The sequence below is a fragment of the Ruegeria sp. CDSA246 genome, assembly GCF_059611225.1.
The window spans coordinates 197990-217022 of record NZ_JBXWPD010000007.1 but is presented as its reverse complement, the minus strand read 5'-3'; the positions used below and the strand labels follow the sequence as shown (position 1 = coordinate 217022).

Genomic DNA, 19033 nt, shown 5'->3' with positions numbered 1-19033 from the left:
GGCTCCCGCCCGTCGCGTGGGCATTGGAAATGCCCTCCTCCGGTTGGGCCCGGCGCCGCGCTTTCAGCGCGGCGTTTCTTTTTTGGAAGCCGGGATCGTGTCCACAGACGAAAAGCGGCGCGCCAAAGGCGCGCCGCCATGCCCAACGCTGTAAAGCAGCCGCTTCAGCGGCTACTTTCAGGGGCGGGAGTGCTTCAGGCGTTGACGATTGCCTCGGGCGAGACAACGTCCAGACCCAGTGCCGTACCAACAGCTTCGTAAGTCAGCTGACCGGCATGGACGTTCAGACCTGCCAGCAAATGCGGGTCGTCCTGACATGCCTTCTTCCAGCCTTTGCTTGCCAACGACAGCATGAACGGCATGGTTGCGTTGCCCAGTGCGATGGTCGAGGTGCGCGCAACTGCGCCCGGCATATTGGCCACGCAGTAGTGCATGACGCCGTCCACTTCATAGATCGGATCCGCATGGGTGGTCGCCTTGGAGGTTTCAAAGCAGCCGCCCTGGTCGATCGCAACGTCAACCAGAACCGCGCCGGGTTTCATGGTGGACAACTGCGCGCGCGAGATCAGCTTGGGTGCCGCAGCGCCCGGGATCAGAACAGCACCGATGACCATGTCGGCATCCTGGATCAGCTCGGCCGTTGCTCCGGCTGTCGAGTACTGGCTTTTGAATGTGCCGCCGAAGACGTCGTCGAGGTAACGCAGGCGTGGCAGAGACCGGTCCAGAACGGTGACATCAGCGCCCATGCCGGCCGCGATCTTGGCTGCGTGCGTGCCAACAACGCCGCCGCCGATCACGATGACTTTGGCTGGGCCAACACCGGGAACGCCACCCATCAGAACACCGCGGCCGCCATTGGCCTTTTGCAGGGTCCACGAACCGACCTGAGGTGCCAGACGACCGGCAACTTCCGACATCGGCGCCAGCAGCGGCAGGCCGCCGTTGCGGTCAGTTACGGTTTCATAGGCAATCGCGGTGCAGCCCGACGCCAGCAGGTCGTGGGTCTGGTCTGGATCAGGTGCCAGGTGCAGGTAGGTGAACAGCAGCTGGCCCTCACGCAGCATCTTGCGCTCAACCGCCTGAGGTTCCTTGACCTTTACGATCATGTCCGCGGTCGCAAAAACTTCTTCGGCGGTGTCGACAATGCGAGCGCCTGCAGCGACATAAGAGTCGTTGTCAAAGCCGGAACCCATGCCGGCATTGGTTTCAATGATGACCTCGTGGCCGCGCGCAACAGCTTCTTGCGCAGCGTTGGGGGTCATGCCAACACGGAATTCCTGGGGTTTGATTTCCTTGGGGCAACCGATTTTCATTTCTCGCTCCTCCATTCATAAACTGCCCAAATTATGTGCAATTTGGGATGCAATTTCTGTGAAACTCTGCCCGTCATTTTGGTTTTCTTTGCGAGAATCTTCGGTACTATTGGAATATCTTGCAAAGGATTTGCGCGTATGAGCCTCGATACGACCGATAGAAAGATTCTGGCTGCCCTGCAGAGAAACGGCAGGATGTCGAATGCCGAGCTGTCAGACCAGGTGAATCTGTCGCCGTCGGCGTGTCACCGGCGGGTCCAACGGCTTGAAGCCGACGGGTACATTCGAAACTATGTGGCGTTGCTGGATGCACGCAAGATGAACGTTCCGACCACCGTGTTTGTCGAGATCACGCTGCAGGGCCAGGCCGAAGAGCTTCTGGATGCGTTCGAAAAAGCGGTGGCGCGCATTCCCGACGTTCTGGAGTGTCATCTCATGGCGGGGACGGCGGACTATATTCTGAAGGTTGTCGCCGAGAACACCGAGGATTTCGCCCGAATTCACCGTCAGTACCTTTCGCGCTTGCCCGGCGTGGCGCAAATGCAAAGCTCATTTGCCTTGCGTACTGTGTTCAAGACGACGGCCTTGCCGGTGTGACCGTCAGGCTGGGGCCGGGTAGGTGAACAGGATCAGATGCATGGCATTGAAGCCGAAATGCATTATGACGGGCACCCACAACTGACCGGTCGCATAAAATCCCAAACCACAGGCCGCGCCAAGAATCGCGGCATAAGCGACTAGGGCCGGACCCCCGGCAAAATGCGCCAAACCAAACAGAAGGCTGGCCAGAGTCACACCAAGTGCTGCACCTAGTTTGGAAGCAAAAAGCGACTGCAGATACCCACGGAAAAAGGCCTCTTCCGTCAAGCAGGTCAGAAACAGATTCGAGAGTGCGAACACAATCCACCAAGGCGGCAGGCTGAGCTCTGGCCGGATGGCCTGCGCGGCCAGCCCAACGGCGAAGAGGGCGGGCAAGGTCGCAAGGCCCACCAGCAACGGTGTTCTCTGGACAGGTCTCGCTGAATCGGTCATTCCCGGCCAGGCCAGCAGGACCGCGAACAGCACCATTGGCTTGTCCAGATTCAAGTACATTGAAAACGCCGAGCTGTCCGGCCCGGCGTAGACCCGGTCAAGTACCAGCAGGTTTTGAAATCCGGGCACCAGATGCGCGCCCAATGCAAGACACCAGCCGATCAACATGACGTGGCCAACCGCCGCGCCGATGCCCGTAAGATGGTTCAGGGCCGCAGCACCCAGCAATCCGGCAGCAACAATTCCAACAGCCAAAGGCGTGACCAGCCCCATGGCGAGGGCGGCAAGACCAAACACCAACAGCAGCGTAAGGCCAAGTTGTCGCCGGCCCGAGGCCGCACTGACCATGCCGGCGATCAGTATGAACCAGGGCCATATCAATGGCAGAAGGGATACAAAATGCGCCACGGCTCTCTCACGTATTCAGGTGCGTATTGATGCCGTCGGACACCCCCAAATGGCAAGGCCGTGCAAGGATCAGCCTTTGCCTAACTGCCGGCGTTGCGTCAAATCGGACGCTTGTATCTAGGCGCAGGTCGGTTCAATTATAGGAATGACCGTACATCTGCCTGTTTTGCGGCCCCGCACCAACTTGGTATTGAACCGGCGCGGAGCGTTCATCAATTATATCTGATGACATCAGGCGGTCACACTCTCTGGGTATGGTCGAAACCCGTTGACTGATAAGGAGCAGATCTTGGCTTACCAACACAATGATGCCCCAAAAGACTGGCTGGAAGCCGAGCTCGAAGACACGCTGGACGAAGATTTCGAAATCGAATTCAGCGAGCCGATGCTGTCGATGGAAGTTCGCAAGATCTATAAGGAACAGCATCCTGACATGCTGGACCGCAAGGTCTATTTCCAGAACCTGCTGCGATTGCAGGCCGAACTGATCAGGGTTCAGGATTGGGTTCAACACACGGGCGCCAAAGTGTGCATCCTATTCGAAGGTCGCGACAGTGCCGGTAAAGGGGGGGTAATCAAGCGGATTACCCAGCGCCTGAACCCGCGTGTTGCGCGTGTGGTTGCGTTGCCTGCACCCAGTCGCAGGGAACAAAGCCAGTGGTATTTCCAACGCTACGTGCCGCATCTACCCGCAGCTGGCGAAATCGTTCTGTTCGACCGGTCCTGGTACAACCGTGCGGGCGTCGAACGGGTCATGGGTTTTGCCAGTGAAGATCAGGTCGAACAGTTTTTTCAGGACGTTCCCGAATTCGAACGAATGCTGGTGCGGTCGGGGATCATCCTGCTGAAATATTGGTTCTCGATCACCGACGAAGAGCAGCAGTTGCGATTCCTGATGCGTATTCACGATCCGATGAAGCAGTGGAAGCTGTCGCCGATGGATCTGGAATCGCGCATTCGGTGGGAATCCTATACCAAGGCCAAAGAGGATATGTTGTTCCGCACGAACATACCCGAAGCGCCCTGGTACATCGTCGAAGGCAATGACAAAAAGCGCGAGCGCCTGAATTGTATCGAACACCTGCTGACCAAGATCCCGTATTCGGATGTTCCGCAGGAAAAAGTCGACCTGCCGGATCGAAAGTACAACCCGGAATACGAACGCCGGGTTCTGCCGGACGATCTGTATGTCCCAAAGGTCTATTGAACTATTGAAGTAGAAATTGGTGCGAGGCAGGGTCGCCCCCGCCCCGCACCCTGGGACCCGTTAAGCGGCGTCCATCATGCAGTCGAAATCATAATAGTTGAACACAAAGACATCACCTGAATTGTCTCCGGTCATGTCAGAGCATGTCTCAACATCGTCCGCAGGATTGTCATCGCCGGTCATCACCATATCGAAATCGTCGGTTTCGGGTTCCGCATCGGCATAGTCCGTTTCGTTCCAATCAAACTGGTCGAACTGCGCCTGAATCGATTGGACGAATGCCCGGATCTCGGCCAGGAACTCCTGCACATCGAAACATGCAAATTCTTCAGGTTCTTCCGTTCCGGGCGTTTCTGGCTCCGGTACCTCGGCCACCGGTTCCTCGGGCTCGGTGACTTCGGGGTCAGGTACCTCGGCCACCGGTTCCTCGGGCTCGGTGACTTCGGGATCAGGTACTTCGGCCACCGGTTCCTCGGGCTCTGTAACTTCGGGGTCAGGTACTTCGGCTACGGGTTCCTCTGGCTCGGTAACCTCGGGATCAGGTACTTCGGCCACGGGCTCTTCGGGCTGCGGGGTTTCTTCAACCGGTGGTGTCGGAGCCGGCGGCGTAGTGGATCCGTTGTCCAGCATGACCTCACCCTGGGTGGCAGCAAAGTTCTGCGTCACCATCACAGCGTCGAAACCCTGCATGTCGCCGGTTTCAATGCCGATCCCGATGTATTTGAAATCTGGGTTCAGAATGTTGGCGCGGTGACCGGGGCTGTTCATCAGGTTCTGATGAAGCTGCGCGACGTCATCGCTGATGCCTGGCGCGCCGCGCTCGGATTGCCAGGCGATGTTTTCACCTGACCGCCAGTTGCCCGAGAAGTCGAACCCGGCCATTTCCATCCGCTGTGTGGCGCTGGAACCACCCGAGCCGGTGTGGCTGAACCTGTCCGTTTCCAGCATCCATTCACTGTGATCCTCGGATGAGTCGTTCAGGCGCGTTTCAAGCTGTAGGGGGTCCAGCCCGCGGGATGTGCGCTCTTGGTTAATCAGCGCCAGCATTTCTTGTTCGATACTACTTGCAGTCGACATTTTTGCCTCCGATTGGTTTTTTGTCGTGGTAGACGGCGCCAGTTACAAAGGCTCGATGCTGCGTTGATAGGGATGGCGTGTTCAGAGGCGAGTTTTGGCAGGTCAGTGCTACCGCCACGGGATTCGCTGCGCTGCAAAATGCCGGGCAAAATGTTGCTGAGAGGGAAATGGCAGCTTGTCGCGCGTGGGCGGTCCGAGTCGGCGTAAATCATCCGACCCTAGAAACGACAAACCCCCGGGCGATGCCTCGGGGGTCGTCAAATAGTGTCATCCAAAGCTGGACGAGCGAGGTTTTAGAGCAAACCTTCGCGCTGTGCTTTCTTACGTGCCAGTTTACGGGCACGACGGATCGCTTCAGCCTTCTCGCGCGCTTTTTTCTCGGACGGTTTCTCGAAATGTTGCTTAAGCTTCATTTCACGGAACACGCCTTCGCGCTGCAGCTTTTTCTTCAGGGCACGAAGCGCCTGATCGACGTTATTGTCGCGAACACTAACCTGCATGTGGTTGTCACCACCTTTCTAGATAGAGTTGCAAGGAAATTGCAGGAGTTGGCCGTATAGCAAAGCGCCTCTATCTTGTCTAGTACTGGCTCTGAGAACCGGAGAACCGCCATGACCACCACTTTTGAAGATGCAAAACAGCAGCTTTTGGACGCAGTCTTGATCCATGTGCCGTTTGACGGCTGGTCCGAAGCCAGCTTTCGCGCGGCTATATTGGATTGCGATATGGATGACACTCTGGCGCGCGCGATCTGCCCCCGCGGCGCAGTTGATCTGGCGCTTGCGTTCCATGCGCGCGGTGACGCGGCGATGGAAGACCGCCTTAAATCCACGGACCTGAGCGAGCTGAAGTTCCGAGACCGAATCGCTGCCGCGGTTCGCTTCCGGCTTGAGGCCGTTCCGGACAAGGAACTGGTACGACGGGGCATGACGTTGTTTTCCCTGCCCACGCATGCAGCCGATGGGGCAAAAGCGCTGTGGCAAACCTGTGATCTGATCTGGGACACGCTGGGAGATACATCGGACGATGTGAACTGGTACACCAAACGGGCGACATTGTCGGGTGTCTATTCCTCGACCCTGCTGTTCTGGCTGGGCGACGATTCCCCCGATCACCAGAAAACATGGGAGTTTCTGGATCGGCGGATAGACAACGTCATGCAGATCGAAAAGATCAAAGCGCAGGTGAATGGTAACCCGCTGTTCAAGCCGTTTCTGGCGGTTCCAAACTGGCTGGCCGGTCAGGTGAAGCCGCCCATGAAAATGCGGGCCGATTTGCCGGGGATGCTGAACCCGCGCAAGTAAGCGTCTGGGCCTTCCAGAAATTGCCTGCTAGGCATTGGGCAAAGGAGATTTGCCCATGACCCAGATGATGCGCGCTGTCGAAATCACCAAACCCGGTGGCCCGGATGTTCTGCAACTGACGGAACGCCCGGTTCCCAAACCACAAGCCGGACAAGTGATCCTGAAAGTGGCCTACGCCGGCGTGAACCGCCCGGATGCGCTGCAGCGCGCCGGGGCCTATGATCCGCCGCAGGGTGCCAGCGACTTGCCGGGGCTTGAGGCATCGGGCGAGGTTGTTGCCATTGGTGCCGGGGTCGAAGGTCTGGCCATCGGCGATCAGGTCTGTGCCTTGCTGCCCGGCGGCGGTTATGCGGAATATGTGGCCACACCCGCTGCGCATTGTCTGCCAGTTCCTTCGGGAATGGGGATGAAAGAGGCCGCGTGCCTGCCCGAAACCTTCTTTACTGTGTGGTCCAACGTTTTCTCGCGCGGTGGTCTAAAGGCAGGTGAGCGTTTTCTGGTGCATGGCGGGTCCAGCGGCATTGGCACAACAGCGATCCAGCTGGCGAACGCGTTTGGTGCGCGGGTGTTTGCAACCGCGGGATCTGCTGAGAAATGCGAGGCCTGTGTGAACCTCGGGGCCGAGAAGGCGATCAATTACAGGGATGAGGACTTCGTGGGCGTCATGCGGGCTGAGGGTGGGGCGAACCTGATCCTCGACATGGTTGGTGGCGACTATATCCCGCGCAACGTCAAAGCTCTGGCCGAGGATGGGCGTCTGGTTCAGATCGCTTTCCTGCAAGGTCCGAAGGTCGAGTTGAACTTTGCGATGATGATGGTCAAACGCCTGACCCTGACTGGCAGTACTTTGCGCCCTCAAAGTGATCTGGCAAAGGCGAAGATTGCGCAGGATTTGCGCGAGGCTGTCTGGCCATTGCTGGAGGCTGGGAAGGTGGCCCCCGTCATGGACAGTGAGTTTGATCTGGCCGAGGCGGCAGCCGCCCATGCGCGGATGGAAAGCTCGGGCCACATCGGCAAGATTGTCCTCAAGGTCGCTGGTTAAAACTTTGGCGCGGGAAGATCCCGCGCTTTTTCCGATCAGACCACTGCGCGGCGGTAAAGATGCCAGGTTGCATGGCCCAGGACTGGCATGACAACGATCAGCCCCAGCAGCATCGGGATGGCTCCGATGATCAACAGGGCCGCTACGATGAACCCCCATGCCAAAATGACACCGGGGTTATGCCGCAACACCCGGACCGACGTCACGACGGCCACCGGCAGTCCGACAGGACGGTCCAACAGCAATGGAAAGCTGACGACGCTCATGGCCAATGCGACCAGCGCGAATAGAAACCCGATCGCATTGCCGAAAATGATCATGGACCAGCCTGCGCCCGTGGTGAACACCTGAGTCACGAAAGCCCCGAGTGAGGTGGGCAGATCAGGCCCAAGCGTATGCACATAGATGCTCTGCGCGACCATCAGCCAGACCAGCAGCAGCATGACCAGATAGAACCCCAAAGCCAGAATTGCACCGAAGGACGGGGACCGGAAGACGCCCAAGGCGTCCAGCCAATGGACCTCGCCGCCTTGCTCGCGTTTGCGGCTGATTTCGTAAAGGCCCACGGCTGCGATCGGACCGACTAGTGCGAAACCCATGATCAGCGGTGCCAGTAGGGGCACCATGTTGCGATTCAGGCCGAAGCCGAACATCAGCAGACCTGCGATTGGGTAAACCAGTATGATGAAAATGGCATCTGCCCGCGTTTCCAGAAAATCATTGTATCCGGCCTGCAAACAGGCCTTCAGGTCCTGCATCGTCAGTGTTTGCACCTGCGGCAGATGCCGAGTGTCCGCGCTGCCGATGTGGTGCACGCTTTCGGTAATATGATCGCCGGTCGCGCCGATGTTTCGGGCGGCCCAACTGATCGGATTTCCTATTGTTTTGGCCATCTTGATCCCCTCCCTTTGCCAGTGCGCAACGGGTTGAATCCGGCGGTGGTTGCCTTTGGCCGGACCAGCCGGCAACGCTCAGACCCCAGTATAGCACAGTTTTTCGCGCTGTGGTTGCGTGGCGGCAAAAACCTTCCAATTGCCCTGTTTCACAGTCGTGTTAGCTTGGCGTCAGGCAACAGGAGGTCAGCATGCAGCAAACGGCAAGAACCGTCGTCATTCACGAACACGGCGGCCCCGAAGTTTTAAAGATCGAAGACCGGCCCTTGGGCGACCCCGGACCCGGCGAGGTTCGCATCCGCCACCGGGCCTGTGGGCTGAACTTCATTGATGTCTACCAGCGTACCGGGTTGTACCCGATGGATTTACCGCACGCGCTGGGCATGGAAGCGGCAGGTGTGATTGAGGCCGTTGGCGAAGGTGTTACCCATCTGAAACCGGGCCAGCGCGCGGCCTATGCCACAGCACCCGCCGGGGCCTATTGTGAGGCGCGCGTGATGCCAGCGGCGCAGGTATGTCCGTTGTCCGAAGGGATTTCTTTTGACGCGGCTGCGGCGATGATGCTCAAGGGGATGACGGTCGAGTATCTGTTTCACCGGACAACGCCTTTGAAACGGGGTGACACGGTTCTGTTTCACGCGGCCGCCGGTGGCGTTGGTCTGATTGCCTGCCAATGGGCCAAGTCCGAGGGCATCACCCTGATCGGAACAGCCGGAACAGATGAGAAATGCAGCCTCGCGCAGTTCAACGGGGCTGCGCATTGCATCAACTACCGGACCGAGAACTTTGCTGAACGTGTGGCCGAAATCACCGGCGGCAAAGGTGTGGATGTGGTCATGGATTCCATCGGCGCGGACACGTTCAATGGCTCGCTGGACTGCCTGAAGCCTTTGGGAATGATGATCTCATTCGGCAATGCCTCAGGCCCGGTCCCGTTGATGGATATCGGTATTTTGGGCAAGAAAGGTTCCTTGAAAATCACTCGACCGACCCTGTTTACCCATATCGCCGACCCTTCCGTCTGTCAGGCAATGGCACGGCGGCTGTTCGGCAAGGTTGAGGGCGGTGAGGTCAAAATCCACATCGATCAGCGGTTCCCGTTGGATCAGGTGGCCGAGGCGCATCGGGTTCTGGAAGCGCGTCAGACCACAGGCAGCACGGTGCTTGAACCGTAAGACCGACTGAACCCGGCTCGCCGGTGTTTGATCTTGAAACGAAAAGCGGCGGCAGAATACTCTGCCGCCGCCTTTTTGGGAAATGTCTGCAAATTATTGCTGCAGTTCCGCCGGTGTTTTATCCGCGATGGTTTCCCAATTGGCGCTGGCTTGTTCAACAAAGCCCGGGATGTCACCTTCCCAGCGCTGCTGGATGTCTTGCGACAGGTTCAGGTACAGCTTGTTGTCAACGATCTTCCAATAGGTCGGGTCACCGTCAAACTTGAAGCCCATCGCAGCGCCGAATGCGCAGTAGCCGCCATATGCAGGCAGGTAGGCCTCGGGGTTTTCTTCGAACGCGGCTTTGTTTTCTTCATTGGCAAAGCGATACATTGCGTCGTTGTGCAGTGTGGTGATGCGGTAGTCACCTTTGGTCGGCTCGCCAACGGTGAAGTAGGCAACGGGATCATAGCCCTGCATGGCCAGACCGGTCGAGCTTGCGTTCAGTTCAACACCAGCGGCCAGAGCCGAGCTTGCAATGGCAACAGACAGAGCGACGCCGCCGATAAGAGATTTGAACTTGTTCATTGTTTTCACCTTTCGTGAAGGGGCCGCCACGTGGCGCAGAAAATTGCGCCCAGACAACCCAAGAGTTTTTTTGTCCGTGAGACCCGCAATTGGTCGTCACGGAACCCAAGTGGGCAGGCGGCCCATCACGTTCAAAGCAATCAATTGTGAATGTGCAGGGGCGAAGAGGCACTGTTCACAAATGCAGGGTAGGCCTTAGGTATCGGGCGCGAAATCCAAAACGAATTCGGTGACTTTTTCCGCGGGCATTTCGCAGGGGCGAAGAAGAGATCCACGTTTGGTCAAATAAAGGTTCAGGCTGATGTAGTCGCTGCCGTCCAGTGCGCGTGCGGCAAGTTTCTGGGACTTGCCGCCGGAAAATTCCGTTCGACTGACGATATACCGCCTGCCGTGGGCATGCCCGGTCGACGACCCCTTGGGGATAGCAAAAAAGGCGGTCAGGAAGGCTTCCGAGGCGCTCAAGACTGTCCGATTTTTGGTTCAGTGCCGGATTTGATGCGGGCAATATTCGCGCTGTGGCGCCAATAGACCAACAGGGTCAGGACGCCAGCCAGTAGCAGCGTTTGCGAACCTGTCAGCAGAAGGGCCCAGATAGTGGACGTTGCCGCCGCCGCAAGTGCCGCAAGGGATGAGATGCGCCAGATTGCAGCTGCAACCAGCCAGATCAGGCAACAGGCCACACCGACGCGCCAGTCCAACGCCAGCCAGATACCCAGGAACGTGGCGACCCCTTTGCCGCCCTTAAATCCCAGCCAAACCGGAAAGCAATGGCCCAAAAGTGCGGCCAGCGCCGCAATCTGCGCGGCATCCTCGCCCGCTAGGGCACGCGCCACCAGAACGGCAACCCCGCCTTTTGCGGCGTCGAAAATCAGGGTCAGGGCCGCGGCGGTCTTGTTGCCCGTCCGCAGAACATTGGTTGCGCCGATATTGCCCGAACCGATGTTGCGCAGATTGCCCAAGCCCATCACCTTGGCCAGGACCATGCCAAACGGGATCGACCCCATCAGATACCCAAAGGTTGCCCAGAGGATCAGCTGGGTCGTTGTACTGTCAATGACGGGCATCAGGGTCTCCGGTAAACTTCTTGGCCTGCAACGAAAGTTGCGGTGACCTTACCCTGCATCCGCTGGCCGTCAAACGGTGTGTTCTGCGATTTCGATTTCAGCGAGAACCGGTCCAGCACAAAGGGCACATCCGGGTCAAACAGCACCAGATCCGCAGGCGCGCCTTCGGACAGACGACCACTGTCCAGCCCTAGTCGTTTTGCCGGGTTCAGGGCCATTGCGCGGAACAGTGTCGGCAGGTCCAGCTGCCCGGCATGATACAGACGCAAGGCCGCGGGTAGCAGTGTTTCCAGCGCCACCGCGCCAGAGGCCGCCTCTTCAAACGGCAGGCGTTTGCTTTCCTCATCCTGAGGCGTGTGCATGGAACTGATCGTATCAATCAGGCCGGTCCGCACCGCTTCGATGACCGCTTGCCGGTCATCCTCGGATCGCAGCGGCGGCTTGACCTTGAAGAAGGTGCGATAGTCGGCCACGTCCAGTTCATTCAGCGTCAGGTGGTGGATTGACGTACCTGCCGTGATGTCCAGCCCATTCCGCTTGGCCCGCTCCAGCGCAGGCAGGGCGCGGGCGGTGGTGATCTGGTCGGCGTGATAGGTGGCCCCGGTCATCTCTAGCAGAGCGATGTCGCGGTCCAGTCCCATCCGCTCGGCCATTGGTGAGACGGCGGGCAAGCCACGCAGCACGGCGAATTTACCACTAGTGGCTGCGGCACCATTGCTGAGGATGGGTTCTTGCGGGTGGGCGATGACCAGCGCGCCACAGGCCCGGGCATAGGTCAGGGCGCGGGAAAACACCTTGGTGTTGGCGATCACGTGATCGCAGTCAGTAAAGGCGACGGCACCGGCATCCTGCAGGAATCCGATCTCAGTCATCTCGCGCCCTTCGCGACCTTTGGTCAACGCGGCCATTGGCAGGACGTTGACCGGAGTGTCGGCCTGCGCTCGGCGTGTGACGAACTCCAGACTTTCGGGCGTGTCGATCGCGGGGCTGGTATCGGGGCGGGTCACGATGGTGGTCACGCCTCCGGCTGCAGCGGCCAGACCGGCGGACTTATAGCTTTCCTTGTGCCGCTCACCCGGTTCGCAGACCTTGACGCCGATATCGACGATACCGGGGGCAAGGCACTGCCCGCCACAATCGACGACCTGCGCCTCCAACGTCGGAGCATCCCCTTCGCCGCGCGCAGTAATCCGACCGTCGGATACTTGTAGCCAGCCAGGGCTGTCGGTGCCGGTTTCCGGGTCGATCAGGCGGGCGTTGGTGAAAATAGTGTTGTTCATGCCATTGCCCTTTCGATGGCGGCTTTGGTGGCGGCGGGGTCCGCCTGATACTTGATCAGATGCTTGTCGCCGCCCTTGGTGACGATCTGGACGAAGCTGCCCATGAGGTTGACCGCCTCTATCTGGTTCAGTGCCACATTGCGCGGGCCGGGGCCGGTTAGGGTGGTGTCCGTCATCTTCCATGTGGTGGTCAGTTCTTCTGAGGCCAGGTACCATGCGCGAAAGGCGACCGCGGCAAGACCAGCGGGCGCCCCGGTCCAGACGTAGGGGTTGCCGACCAGCCACAGCACGATCATCGCGACGGCCATGGCCCCGGCGGCCAGCCATGTATTCGTGCGGATATACGCGCCTTTGTCGGGGGTGAAGGTCACAGGATCAGCCACAGGATGCCTCCGATGACCACCAGCGCCACCACTGCCAGCATGGCCGACCCAATACGGCCTGGTTTGTCGTCCTGTGGCGGGGTTTGCGGGGCCGAAAACGGTTTCGCGCTTTCGGTTTTAATTGCCCCACCGGTCCAGCTTGTCGCCTCTTCAGTGTAAAGGCCAATCAGGTGCACTTTGGGGTCCGGTTGCAAAGTGGCGGCACGTCCCTGAAAAGCAGCACTGCGCACAACCATGACCCAGCCTTCAACGCTCTCCAGCGCAGCCCAGTCCAGCTGATCTTTGGGAACGCCGCACCCTTCGTTGAGATAGCCATAAAGACCCAGTTCCTCGAGATCTGATACGGGAAAGATGTCGATCTGAACGGGATCCAGACCCTCGACACCCAGAACCTGGTCGGCGGCGCCCGGTTCGCGCAGGAACTTTGCTGCCTCGGGCCGCATGTCCAGCTGAAACAGGCGCAGGACGCCGTATTCGTGGGGGGCGACGATCAGATCACTCATGCTGCCTCGCGCAGGTTGCGGGCCAACAGTTCCATTGCGGCCATGCGAACGGCGACGCCCATTTCGACCTGTTCCTGAATAACGGACCGGTTGATGTCGTCTGCCAGTGTTCCGTCAATCTCGACCCCGCGATTCATCGGACCGGGGTGCATGACGATGGCGTCGGGTTTGGCCTGTGCCAGTTTCGCAGCGTCGAGGCCATAGCGGTGGTAGTATTCCCGCTCCGACGGGATAAAGCCGCCGTCCATCCGCTCTTTCTGGAGGCGCAGCATCATGACGACGTCGACGTCCTTTAGACCTTCATTCATGTCGTCGTAAATTTCGGCCCCAAAATCTGCGAATTGCGACGGAACCAATGTCGGCGGCCCGATCAGGCGAATGCGGTTTTCCATTTTGCCCAGCAGGATCAGGTTTGACCGGGCAACGCGGGAATGAGCGACATCGCCGCAGATCGCAATGTTCAGCCGGTGCAGGCGACCCTTGGCGCGGCGAATGGTCAGCGCGTCCAGCAGAGCTTGCGTCGGGTGTTCGTGCTTGCCATCGCCGGCATTCAGCACCGCGCAATTCACCTTCTGCGCCAGCAGGTCAACCGCGCCGGAATGCGGATGGCGCACCACCAACAAATCGGGGTGCATCGCATTCAGCGTCATCGCTGTGTCGATCAGCGTCTCGCCCTTTTTGATCGAGCTGGCCTGCATCGCCATATTCATCACGTCCGCACCCAGCCGCTTGCCTGCGATTTCGAAACTGGCCTGCGTGCGGGTTGAGTTCTCGAAGAACATGTTGATTTGCGTCAGCCCTGACAGCACGTCGGAATGCTTGGTCGACTGGCGGTTCATGTCGACATATTTCTCGGCCAGATCGAGAATGGCAGTGATATCGGATTGCGACAGGTGTTCGATGCCAAGAAGGTGACGATGGGCGAAACGCATTGGCGGGCTCCTGTCTGACAATCGCGCCGCTTATAAGAAGCCACGCAGCCCAAGGCAACCTAAGGATCAGATCCTTCTGGCAGTTTCTCGCACCCGCCTTCGGGCAGACACTGTTCGCCGGGCTTGCACCACTTGCCGTATCCGCAGTCGATGGCCTTAACAGGAACACATCCCTGGTTTTTTGAACATTTGAATCCCTGACGGCACTGAGACCCGGTTTTTTCGCAAAGATACCAGCCAGGGCGTGTACATCCGCCACCCGGCAGGCAAGACGATCCGGATCCGCAAATGCGACCGTCGTCACACGTTAGAGAAGGCAGTTCCTGAATGTCGGGCGTTATCTTCTCGCATTCCCCGCGCGCGTTGCAGATGCTACCGCCGGGGCAATCCAGACGCGATCTGCACTTATTTTGCCCGGCTGGGGCGCACCGGGTGCCGCCCGCCACGCAGCGCTCGAATGGGCCGCAGGTTCTGCCGCCACCGCAATAGGTGCCGCCCAGCGGAATGCAGTTCCCGTCAAAGCTGCATCTTTGGCCGCCCGAACAGCAGGTACTGCCGCATTTGAACTGACCGGCACGGCACTGCCCGTATCGGTCCTGAAACTGCGCAGAGGCCGGGCCACTGAGCATGGTCAGCAGCAAACTGATGAGAAAGAATCGCAATACAAACAACATGAATACGCCAATGGTCGGTGCGACGGACCGACCAATCAAGGCCTATTCGCTTTCCCTCCTTCAAAAGGTGGTTAGATTGAGGGTTATGGAATCGGCTTTGGACTATCATACTGCCCGCGCCCTGCTGGAATGGCAGATCGAACTGGGTGCGACGGATGCGATCGGTGATGCACCGGTGGATCGCTATGCGTTGCCGGATTCCGCGCCCAAAGCCAAGAAACCCGCAAAGGCCCAGTCCGCACCAGAAAAACCCAAGCAGCTTGATCCGGTTGCGGTTGCGAAATCTGCGGCACAGGCTGCAGGGACGCTCGATCAGTTGCAGGCGGCTATGGACGCGTTTGATCATTGCGAGTTGAAGCGCGGTGCGCGGCAGTTGGTCTTTGCCGACGGCACCCCGGGTGCGAGGGTGATGATTATCGGAGAGGCTCCGGGGCGCGATGAAGACCGCGAGGGCAAGCCCTTTGTCGGACGCGCCGGTCAGTTGTTGGACCGGATGCTGGCGGCAATTGATCTAAACCGAACCGAAAACGTCTATATCACCAACGTCCTGCCTTGGCGTCCGCCGCAGAACCGGGATCCCAAGCCCGAAGAGATTGGCATGATGAAGCCGTTTCTCGAACGGCACGTGGCCTTGGCCAAACCCGAGGTTCTGGTGGTGATGGGCAATATCAGCTGTCAGGCTGTTCTGGGCAAACGGGGGATCACGCGGCTTCGGGGTCAGTGGGATCAGGCGATGGACTTGCCGGCTATCCCGATGTTCCATCCTGCATATCTGCTGCGACAGCCACAGATGAAGCGGCAGGCATGGGCTGATTTGCTGGAACTTAAAGCAAGGCTGGAGGGCAAGGCATGAAAATCCTCGCATTCTCGGACCTGCATATGGCGCGAAACCGTGCCGCAGACGTCGTTGCATCCAGCGATGAGGCTGATCTGGTTATCGGAGTCGGAGATTATTGCAACATGCGGCGAGGGCTGGATGACGCGATGGCGATGCTCTCTGGTATCAATGCGCCGCTGGTTCTGGTTCCGGGCAATGCCGAAAGTGCAGGTGAACTGACCGACGCTGCGCCTGAAGGCGTGCATGTTTTGCACGGCACAGGCATGACCGTGGATGGGCTGCGTCTGTTTGGCCTTGGTTACGGCGTGCCGGTGACACCATTCGGTGAGTGGTCCTGTGATCTGACGGACCCCGAAGCGGCTGAGTTGCTGGACCGGTGTGAAGGGGCTGACATCCTGATTGCCCATTCTCCGCCCAAGGGTCACGGCGATCTTACATCGACGGGCGATGCGGTAGGTTCGGTGGCGGTCCGTGACGCAATCGAGCGGTTGCAGCCGCAAATTGCCCTTTGTGGCCATATCCATGACAGTTGGGGCTACCGAGGCGCAATCGGCGTGACGCAGATCGCCAATCTTGGCCCCACGGTAAATTGGTTCGAGGTCACCACGTGATTGATACAGTTACACTGCTGGCGTTTATCCCGGCGGCAATTGCCCTGAATCTGACCCCCGGGGCCGACATGATGTTCTGCTTTGGGCAGGGGCTGCGGTCCGGGGCGCGGCCTGCAATCGCCGCCAGCGCAGGTATTTCCGCCGGATCGATGGTTCACGTTCTGGTAGCGGGTCTTGGTCTAGGAGCGGCGGTGGCCACGATGCCCTGGCTGTTCGATGTGATCCGCTGGATGGGTGTTGCTTATCTGCTGTATCTCGCCTGGGGGGCGTTTCGCAATGGGGCGGTCTCTGCGGATGCTCCGTCCGGTCCCACCCAATTGGCATTCCGGGACGGGCTGGTGGTGAACCTGACCAATCCCAAGGTAATTCTGTTCGTACTGGCCTTCATTCCGCAATTCGTAGACCCGGCGGCGGGATCGATCCTGCTGCAGTTCCTGATTTTCGGGTCCATCATTGCGTTGGGCGGATTTGTGGTGAACGGGCTTGTTGGAATATTTGCCGGTGGTGCGGGGCGGGTGCTGATCGCGAACCCGCGCGCCTCACGCATCATGGGCTGGGTGACCGGGGGGATCTTCACAGCCCTCGCCATCCGGCTTGCCATCTTGGAAAGGGCCTGAGGAAACATGTCGCGCATTGATGAGACCAAAGACTTCATTCCGGTCCGTATCGCCGTGCTTACCGTTTCGGATACGCGGTCGATGGATGAGGACAAATCCGGCCAGACACTTGTTGATCGCATCGAAGGAGCAGGGCACAGGGTTGCCGATCGCCGCATCATACAGGATGAGCGCACTCAGATCGCCGATCAGTTACGTGTCTGGATTGCGGATCCTGAGATAGACGTGGTGATTTCAACCGGTGGTACGGGCCTGACGGGCCGCGACGTAACGGTCGAAGCGCATCGCGATGTCTATGAGAAGGAAATCGAGGCTTTCGGCACGGTGTTCACAATCGTTTCAATGGAGAAGATTGGTACGTCGGCCGTGCAATCACGTGCGACCGGTGGGGTCGCGGGTGGCACCTACCTGTTTGCATTGCCCGGCAGTCCCGGTGCCTGCAAGGACGCCTGGGACGGGATATTGGAGAAACAGTTCGATTATCGCCACCGTCCCTGCAATTTCGTCGAAATAATGCCCAGATTGGACGAACATTTGCGACGGAAGTAGACTGGTCGCACGTTAAACCGATCATAACCGCTTTGTGGCTTGGCATTTTTTGCTGCCCAGCTACCTTTTGCTAATGGCAGCCTGATGCAACCGGGGTGATTTATATATGCGATTTCTGAGGCAAAGCCTTGTTGGAGTCTTTTTGACGTCGTTGACGGTGGCCCTTTTGTTTGTGGCTGCGCAGATGATTTCGGGTGCCGTGCAAGACGTTCTGACGCGGGAAGAATCCGCGCCGCAGGCGCGCGAGCGTGTCTTTGCCGTTTCTGTTCGGTCCGCGGAATTGGAAACCGTCACCCCATATCTCGAAGCCTTTGGCGAGGTTCAAAGCCGTCGCAGGTTAGAACTGCGCGCCGCGCTAGGCGGGCGTGTTGTCGGGCTGGCCGAAGATTTTGAAGATGGCGGTGTGGTAACAACAGGCGAAGTCCTGGTTGAACTTGATCCCGCAGACGCCCAGTCCGCGTTGGACCGGGCAAAATCTGATTTGTTGGACGCGCAGTTTGAAGAGCGTGACGCGGAGCGGTCGCTGCTGCTGGCGCAGGATGAATTGAATTCGGCCGAGGCACAGGCAGAGCTGCGTGGGCGCGCCCTGCAGCGTCAGCAGGATTTGCAGACACGTGGCGTCGGGGCCGCAGCATCTGTGGAAGAGGCAGAGCTTGCAAAAGCAGCTGCGCAGCAGGCCGTGCTGGCGCGGCGGATTGCGCTGGCTCAGGCAGAATCCCGCGTCGATCAGGCGACCACCCTGTTGTCACGAGCCCGCATTGCGCTTGAGGCTGCTGAACGCGATCTGGATGATATGACAATCCGCGCCCGGTTCGGGGGCACATTGACGGATGTAACGCTAGTCGAAGGACGGCTGGTGTCCGCGAACGAAAAGCTGGCGGAACTTGTCGACCCCAATGCGTTGGAGGTGGCATTCCGCGTCTCAACCGCGCAATACGTCCGATTGCTGGACGCAGCCGGTGATCTGATCGACGCACCGGTGACAATCTCGCTTGAGGTCACGGGCACCGACCTGACCGCACAAGGCCGAATTAGCCGCGACAGCGGATCGGCGGGCGAAGGCCAGACCGGGCGTTTGATCTATGCCCGACTGGATGAGGCGTCGGGGTTCAAGCCGGGTGACTTTGTTACTGTCACCGTGCAGGAACAACCGTTGGACAACGTAGTGCGGTTGCCATCGTCGGCCTTGGATGCGGTCGGAACGGTGTTGGTTTTGGATGAAAATGACAGGCTCGAAGCGCTTCCGGTGCAACTGATCCGGCGCCAGGGCGATGAGGTTTTGCTGCGCGGCGATGGGCTGGCGGGGCGTGAGGTCGTGATCGGCCGGACACCTCTACTGGGATCGGGCGTACGTGTCCGGCCCCTGCGGATAGATGACAGCGCCGGGGCTGCACCGGATCTGGTTGAGCTGTCCGAGGAACAGCGCGCCCGGCTGGTCGCTCAGGTCGAGGCCAGCACGCGCATGTCAAAGGACGTCAAAGAACGGGTTCTGGGTCAGTTGAGCGAGGCCAAGGTGCCCGCCGCGCTGGTTCAGCGGCTTGAAAACCGGGCGGGGGGTTAAGCG

Annotated in this window: 22 protein-coding genes; 10 read left to right on the top strand and 12 right to left on the bottom strand. The window is 59.0% G+C overall.

The window, feature by feature from the left end; translation table 11 throughout:
* Window positions 1–194: 194 nt before the first annotated feature.
* The gene (gene ald / locus AC2FI9_RS11255) at window positions 195–1313 is read right to left on the bottom strand and encodes an alanine dehydrogenase (protein WP_496738856.1); all 1119 of its coding nucleotides are present in this window, start codon (window positions 1311–1313) and stop codon (window positions 195–197) included.
* 138 nt (window positions 1314–1451) lie between these two features.
* On the opposite strand from ald, the gene AC2FI9_RS11250 reads away from it, so the two are divergent.
* Complete coding sequence (locus AC2FI9_RS11250) at window positions 1452–1910, top strand: Lrp/AsnC family transcriptional regulator (protein ID WP_496727301.1); 459 nt, start codon at window positions 1452–1454, stop codon at window positions 1908–1910.
* A gap of 3 nt (window positions 1911–1913) precedes the next feature.
* Here the strand turns inward: AC2FI9_RS11250 and AC2FI9_RS11245 are convergent, their stop codons facing one another.
* Complete coding sequence (locus AC2FI9_RS11245; protein WP_496767656.1) at window positions 1914–2753, bottom strand: CPBP family intramembrane glutamic endopeptidase; 840 nt, start codon at window positions 2751–2753, stop codon at window positions 1914–1916.
* A gap of 289 nt (window positions 2754–3042) precedes the next feature.
* Here AC2FI9_RS11245 and ppk2 point away from each other — a divergent pair, with 289 nt between their 5' ends.
* Window positions 3043–3960, top strand: a complete 918-nt coding sequence (ppk2, locus tag AC2FI9_RS11240; protein ID WP_496767654.1) for a polyphosphate kinase 2 — start codon at window positions 3043–3045, stop codon at window positions 3958–3960.
* A gap of 60 nt (window positions 3961–4020) precedes the next feature.
* On the opposite strand, the gene AC2FI9_RS11235 is transcribed toward ppk2, so the two are convergent.
* A complete protein-coding gene (locus AC2FI9_RS11235) occupies window positions 4021–5037 on the bottom strand; it encodes a CAP domain-containing protein (protein WP_496767652.1) in 1017 nt (338 codons plus the stop codon).
* 293 nt (window positions 5038–5330) lie between these two features.
* Entirely contained in the window at window positions 5331–5537 is a 207-nt protein-coding gene (gene rpsU, locus AC2FI9_RS11230; protein WP_005614280.1) for a 30S ribosomal protein S21, read from the bottom strand.
* Between the two features lie 111 nt (window positions 5538–5648).
* Between rpsU and AC2FI9_RS11225 the strand changes: the two genes are divergently transcribed.
* Window positions 5649–6341, top strand: a complete 693-nt coding sequence (locus AC2FI9_RS11225) for a COQ9 family protein (protein WP_496767650.1) — start codon at window positions 5649–5651, stop codon at window positions 6339–6341.
* Window positions 6342–6396: 55 nt separating this feature from the next.
* Entirely contained in the window at window positions 6397–7383 is a 987-nt protein-coding gene (locus AC2FI9_RS11220; protein ID WP_496767648.1) for an NAD(P)H-quinone oxidoreductase, read from the top strand.
* A 35-nt stretch (window positions 7384–7418) separates the two neighbouring features.
* Here the strand turns inward: AC2FI9_RS11220 and AC2FI9_RS11215 are convergent, their stop codons facing one another.
* Entirely contained in the window at window positions 7419–8276 is an 858-nt protein-coding gene (locus tag AC2FI9_RS11215; RefSeq protein WP_113792162.1) for a DUF2189 domain-containing protein, read from the bottom strand.
* Window positions 8277–8467: 191 nt separating this feature from the next.
* On the opposite strand from AC2FI9_RS11215, the gene AC2FI9_RS11210 reads away from it, so the two are divergent.
* The gene (locus AC2FI9_RS11210) at window positions 8468–9451 is read left to right on the top strand and encodes a quinone oxidoreductase family protein (protein ID WP_496767646.1); all 984 of its coding nucleotides are present in this window, start codon (window positions 8468–8470) and stop codon (window positions 9449–9451) included.
* Window positions 9452–9544: 93 nt separating this feature from the next.
* On the opposite strand, the gene AC2FI9_RS11205 is transcribed toward AC2FI9_RS11210, so the two are convergent.
* From AC2FI9_RS11205 to AC2FI9_RS11175, 7 genes are all read right to left on the bottom strand, one after another.
* Complete coding sequence (locus AC2FI9_RS11205) at window positions 9545–10018, bottom strand: YHS domain-containing (seleno)protein (RefSeq protein WP_496767644.1); 474 nt, start codon at window positions 10016–10018, stop codon at window positions 9545–9547.
* A 195-nt stretch (window positions 10019–10213) separates the two neighbouring features.
* Window positions 10214–10480, bottom strand: a complete 267-nt coding sequence (locus AC2FI9_RS11200; protein WP_496767643.1) for a hypothetical protein — start codon at window positions 10478–10480, stop codon at window positions 10214–10216.
* Window positions 10477–11082, bottom strand: a complete 606-nt coding sequence (gene plsY, locus AC2FI9_RS11195; RefSeq protein ID WP_496738866.1) for a glycerol-3-phosphate 1-O-acyltransferase PlsY — start codon at window positions 11080–11082, stop codon at window positions 10477–10479. The genes AC2FI9_RS11200 and plsY overlap by 4 nt, the downstream gene beginning before the upstream one ends.
* Window positions 11082–12362, bottom strand: a complete 1281-nt coding sequence (gene pyrC, locus AC2FI9_RS11190) for a dihydroorotase (protein WP_496767641.1) — start codon at window positions 12360–12362, stop codon at window positions 11082–11084. Before pyrC ends, plsY begins: the two co-directional genes overlap by 1 nt.
* The gene (locus tag AC2FI9_RS11185) at window positions 12359–12745 is read right to left on the bottom strand and encodes a hypothetical protein (RefSeq protein WP_496767639.1); all 387 of its coding nucleotides are present in this window, start codon (window positions 12743–12745) and stop codon (window positions 12359–12361) included. The genes pyrC and AC2FI9_RS11185 overlap by 4 nt, the downstream gene beginning before the upstream one ends.
* Entirely contained in the window at window positions 12730–13248 is a 519-nt protein-coding gene (locus AC2FI9_RS11180) for a hypothetical protein (protein WP_496767637.1), read from the bottom strand. The genes AC2FI9_RS11185 and AC2FI9_RS11180 overlap by 16 nt, the downstream gene beginning before the upstream one ends.
* Window positions 13245–14180, bottom strand: coding sequence for an aspartate carbamoyltransferase catalytic subunit (locus tag AC2FI9_RS11175; protein ID WP_170415202.1), 936 nt, complete (start codon window positions 14178–14180; stop codon window positions 13245–13247). The genes AC2FI9_RS11180 and AC2FI9_RS11175 overlap by 4 nt, the downstream gene beginning before the upstream one ends.
* Before the next feature lie 759 nt (window positions 14181–14939).
* On the opposite strand from AC2FI9_RS11175, the gene AC2FI9_RS11170 reads away from it, so the two are divergent.
* From AC2FI9_RS11170 to AC2FI9_RS11150, 5 genes are all read left to right on the top strand, one after another.
* On the top strand, window positions 14940–15707 hold the full coding sequence (locus tag AC2FI9_RS11170; RefSeq protein ID WP_496725779.1) for a uracil-DNA glycosylase: 768 nt from the start codon (window positions 14940–14942) through the stop codon (window positions 15705–15707).
* Entirely contained in the window at window positions 15704–16303 is a 600-nt protein-coding gene (locus tag AC2FI9_RS11165) for a metallophosphoesterase family protein (protein ID WP_496767635.1), read from the top strand. Before AC2FI9_RS11170 ends, AC2FI9_RS11165 begins: the two co-directional genes overlap by 4 nt.
* Window positions 16300–16920, top strand: a complete 621-nt coding sequence (locus AC2FI9_RS11160; protein WP_496767633.1) for a LysE family translocator — start codon at window positions 16300–16302, stop codon at window positions 16918–16920. The genes AC2FI9_RS11165 and AC2FI9_RS11160 overlap by 4 nt, the downstream gene beginning before the upstream one ends.
* A gap of 6 nt (window positions 16921–16926) precedes the next feature.
* Window positions 16927–17469, top strand: a complete 543-nt coding sequence (gene moaB / locus AC2FI9_RS11155; RefSeq protein ID WP_496767631.1) for a molybdenum cofactor biosynthesis protein B — start codon at window positions 16927–16929, stop codon at window positions 17467–17469.
* Between the two features lie 106 nt (window positions 17470–17575).
* Entirely contained in the window at window positions 17576–19030 is a 1455-nt protein-coding gene (locus tag AC2FI9_RS11150) for an efflux RND transporter periplasmic adaptor subunit (RefSeq protein WP_496767628.1), read from the top strand.
* The last annotated feature ends 3 nt before the right edge of the window (window positions 19031–19033 follow it).

Coding starts and splice junctions, on each gene's coding strand:
- ald (WP_496738856.1), bottom strand. CDS start 1,313: ATGAAAATCGGTTGCCCCAAGGAAATCAAACCCCAGGAATTCCGTGTT.
- AC2FI9_RS11250 (WP_496727301.1), top strand. CDS start 1,452: ATGAGCCTCGATACGACCGATAGAAAGATTCTGGCTGCCCTGCAGAGA.
- AC2FI9_RS11235 (WP_496767652.1), bottom strand. CDS start 5,037: ATGTCGACTGCAAGTAGTATCGAACAAGAAATGCTGGCGCTGATTAAC.
- rpsU (WP_005614280.1), bottom strand. CDS start 5,537: ATGCAGGTTAGTGTTCGCGACAATAACGTCGATCAGGCGCTTCGTGCC.
- AC2FI9_RS11225 (WP_496767650.1), top strand. CDS start 5,649: ATGACCACCACTTTTGAAGATGCAAAACAGCAGCTTTTGGACGCAGTC.
- AC2FI9_RS11220 (WP_496767648.1), top strand. CDS start 6,397: ATGACCCAGATGATGCGCGCTGTCGAAATCACCAAACCCGGTGGCCCG.
- AC2FI9_RS11215 (WP_113792162.1), bottom strand. CDS start 8,276: ATGGCCAAAACAATAGGAAATCCGATCAGTTGGGCCGCCCGAAACATC.
- AC2FI9_RS11210 (WP_496767646.1), top strand. CDS start 8,468: ATGCAGCAAACGGCAAGAACCGTCGTCATTCACGAACACGGCGGCCCC.
- AC2FI9_RS11205 (WP_496767644.1), bottom strand. CDS start 10,018: ATGAACAAGTTCAAATCTCTTATCGGCGGCGTCGCTCTGTCTGTTGCC.
- plsY (WP_496738866.1), bottom strand. CDS start 11,082: ATGCCCGTCATTGACAGTACAACGACCCAGCTGATCCTCTGGGCAACC.
- pyrC (WP_496767641.1), bottom strand. CDS start 12,362: ATGAACAACACTATTTTCACCAACGCCCGCCTGATCGACCCGGAAACC.
- AC2FI9_RS11180 (WP_496767637.1), bottom strand. CDS start 13,248: ATGAGTGATCTGATCGTCGCCCCCCACGAATACGGCGTCCTGCGCCTG.
- AC2FI9_RS11175 (WP_170415202.1), bottom strand. CDS start 14,180: ATGCGTTTCGCCCATCGTCACCTTCTTGGCATCGAACACCTGTCGCAA.
- AC2FI9_RS11170 (WP_496725779.1), top strand. CDS start 14,940: ATGGAATCGGCTTTGGACTATCATACTGCCCGCGCCCTGCTGGAATGG.
- AC2FI9_RS11165 (WP_496767635.1), top strand. CDS start 15,704: ATGAAAATCCTCGCATTCTCGGACCTGCATATGGCGCGAAACCGTGCC.
- moaB (WP_496767631.1), top strand. CDS start 16,927: ATGTCGCGCATTGATGAGACCAAAGACTTCATTCCGGTCCGTATCGCC.
- AC2FI9_RS11150 (WP_496767628.1), top strand. CDS start 17,576: ATGCGATTTCTGAGGCAAAGCCTTGTTGGAGTCTTTTTGACGTCGTTG.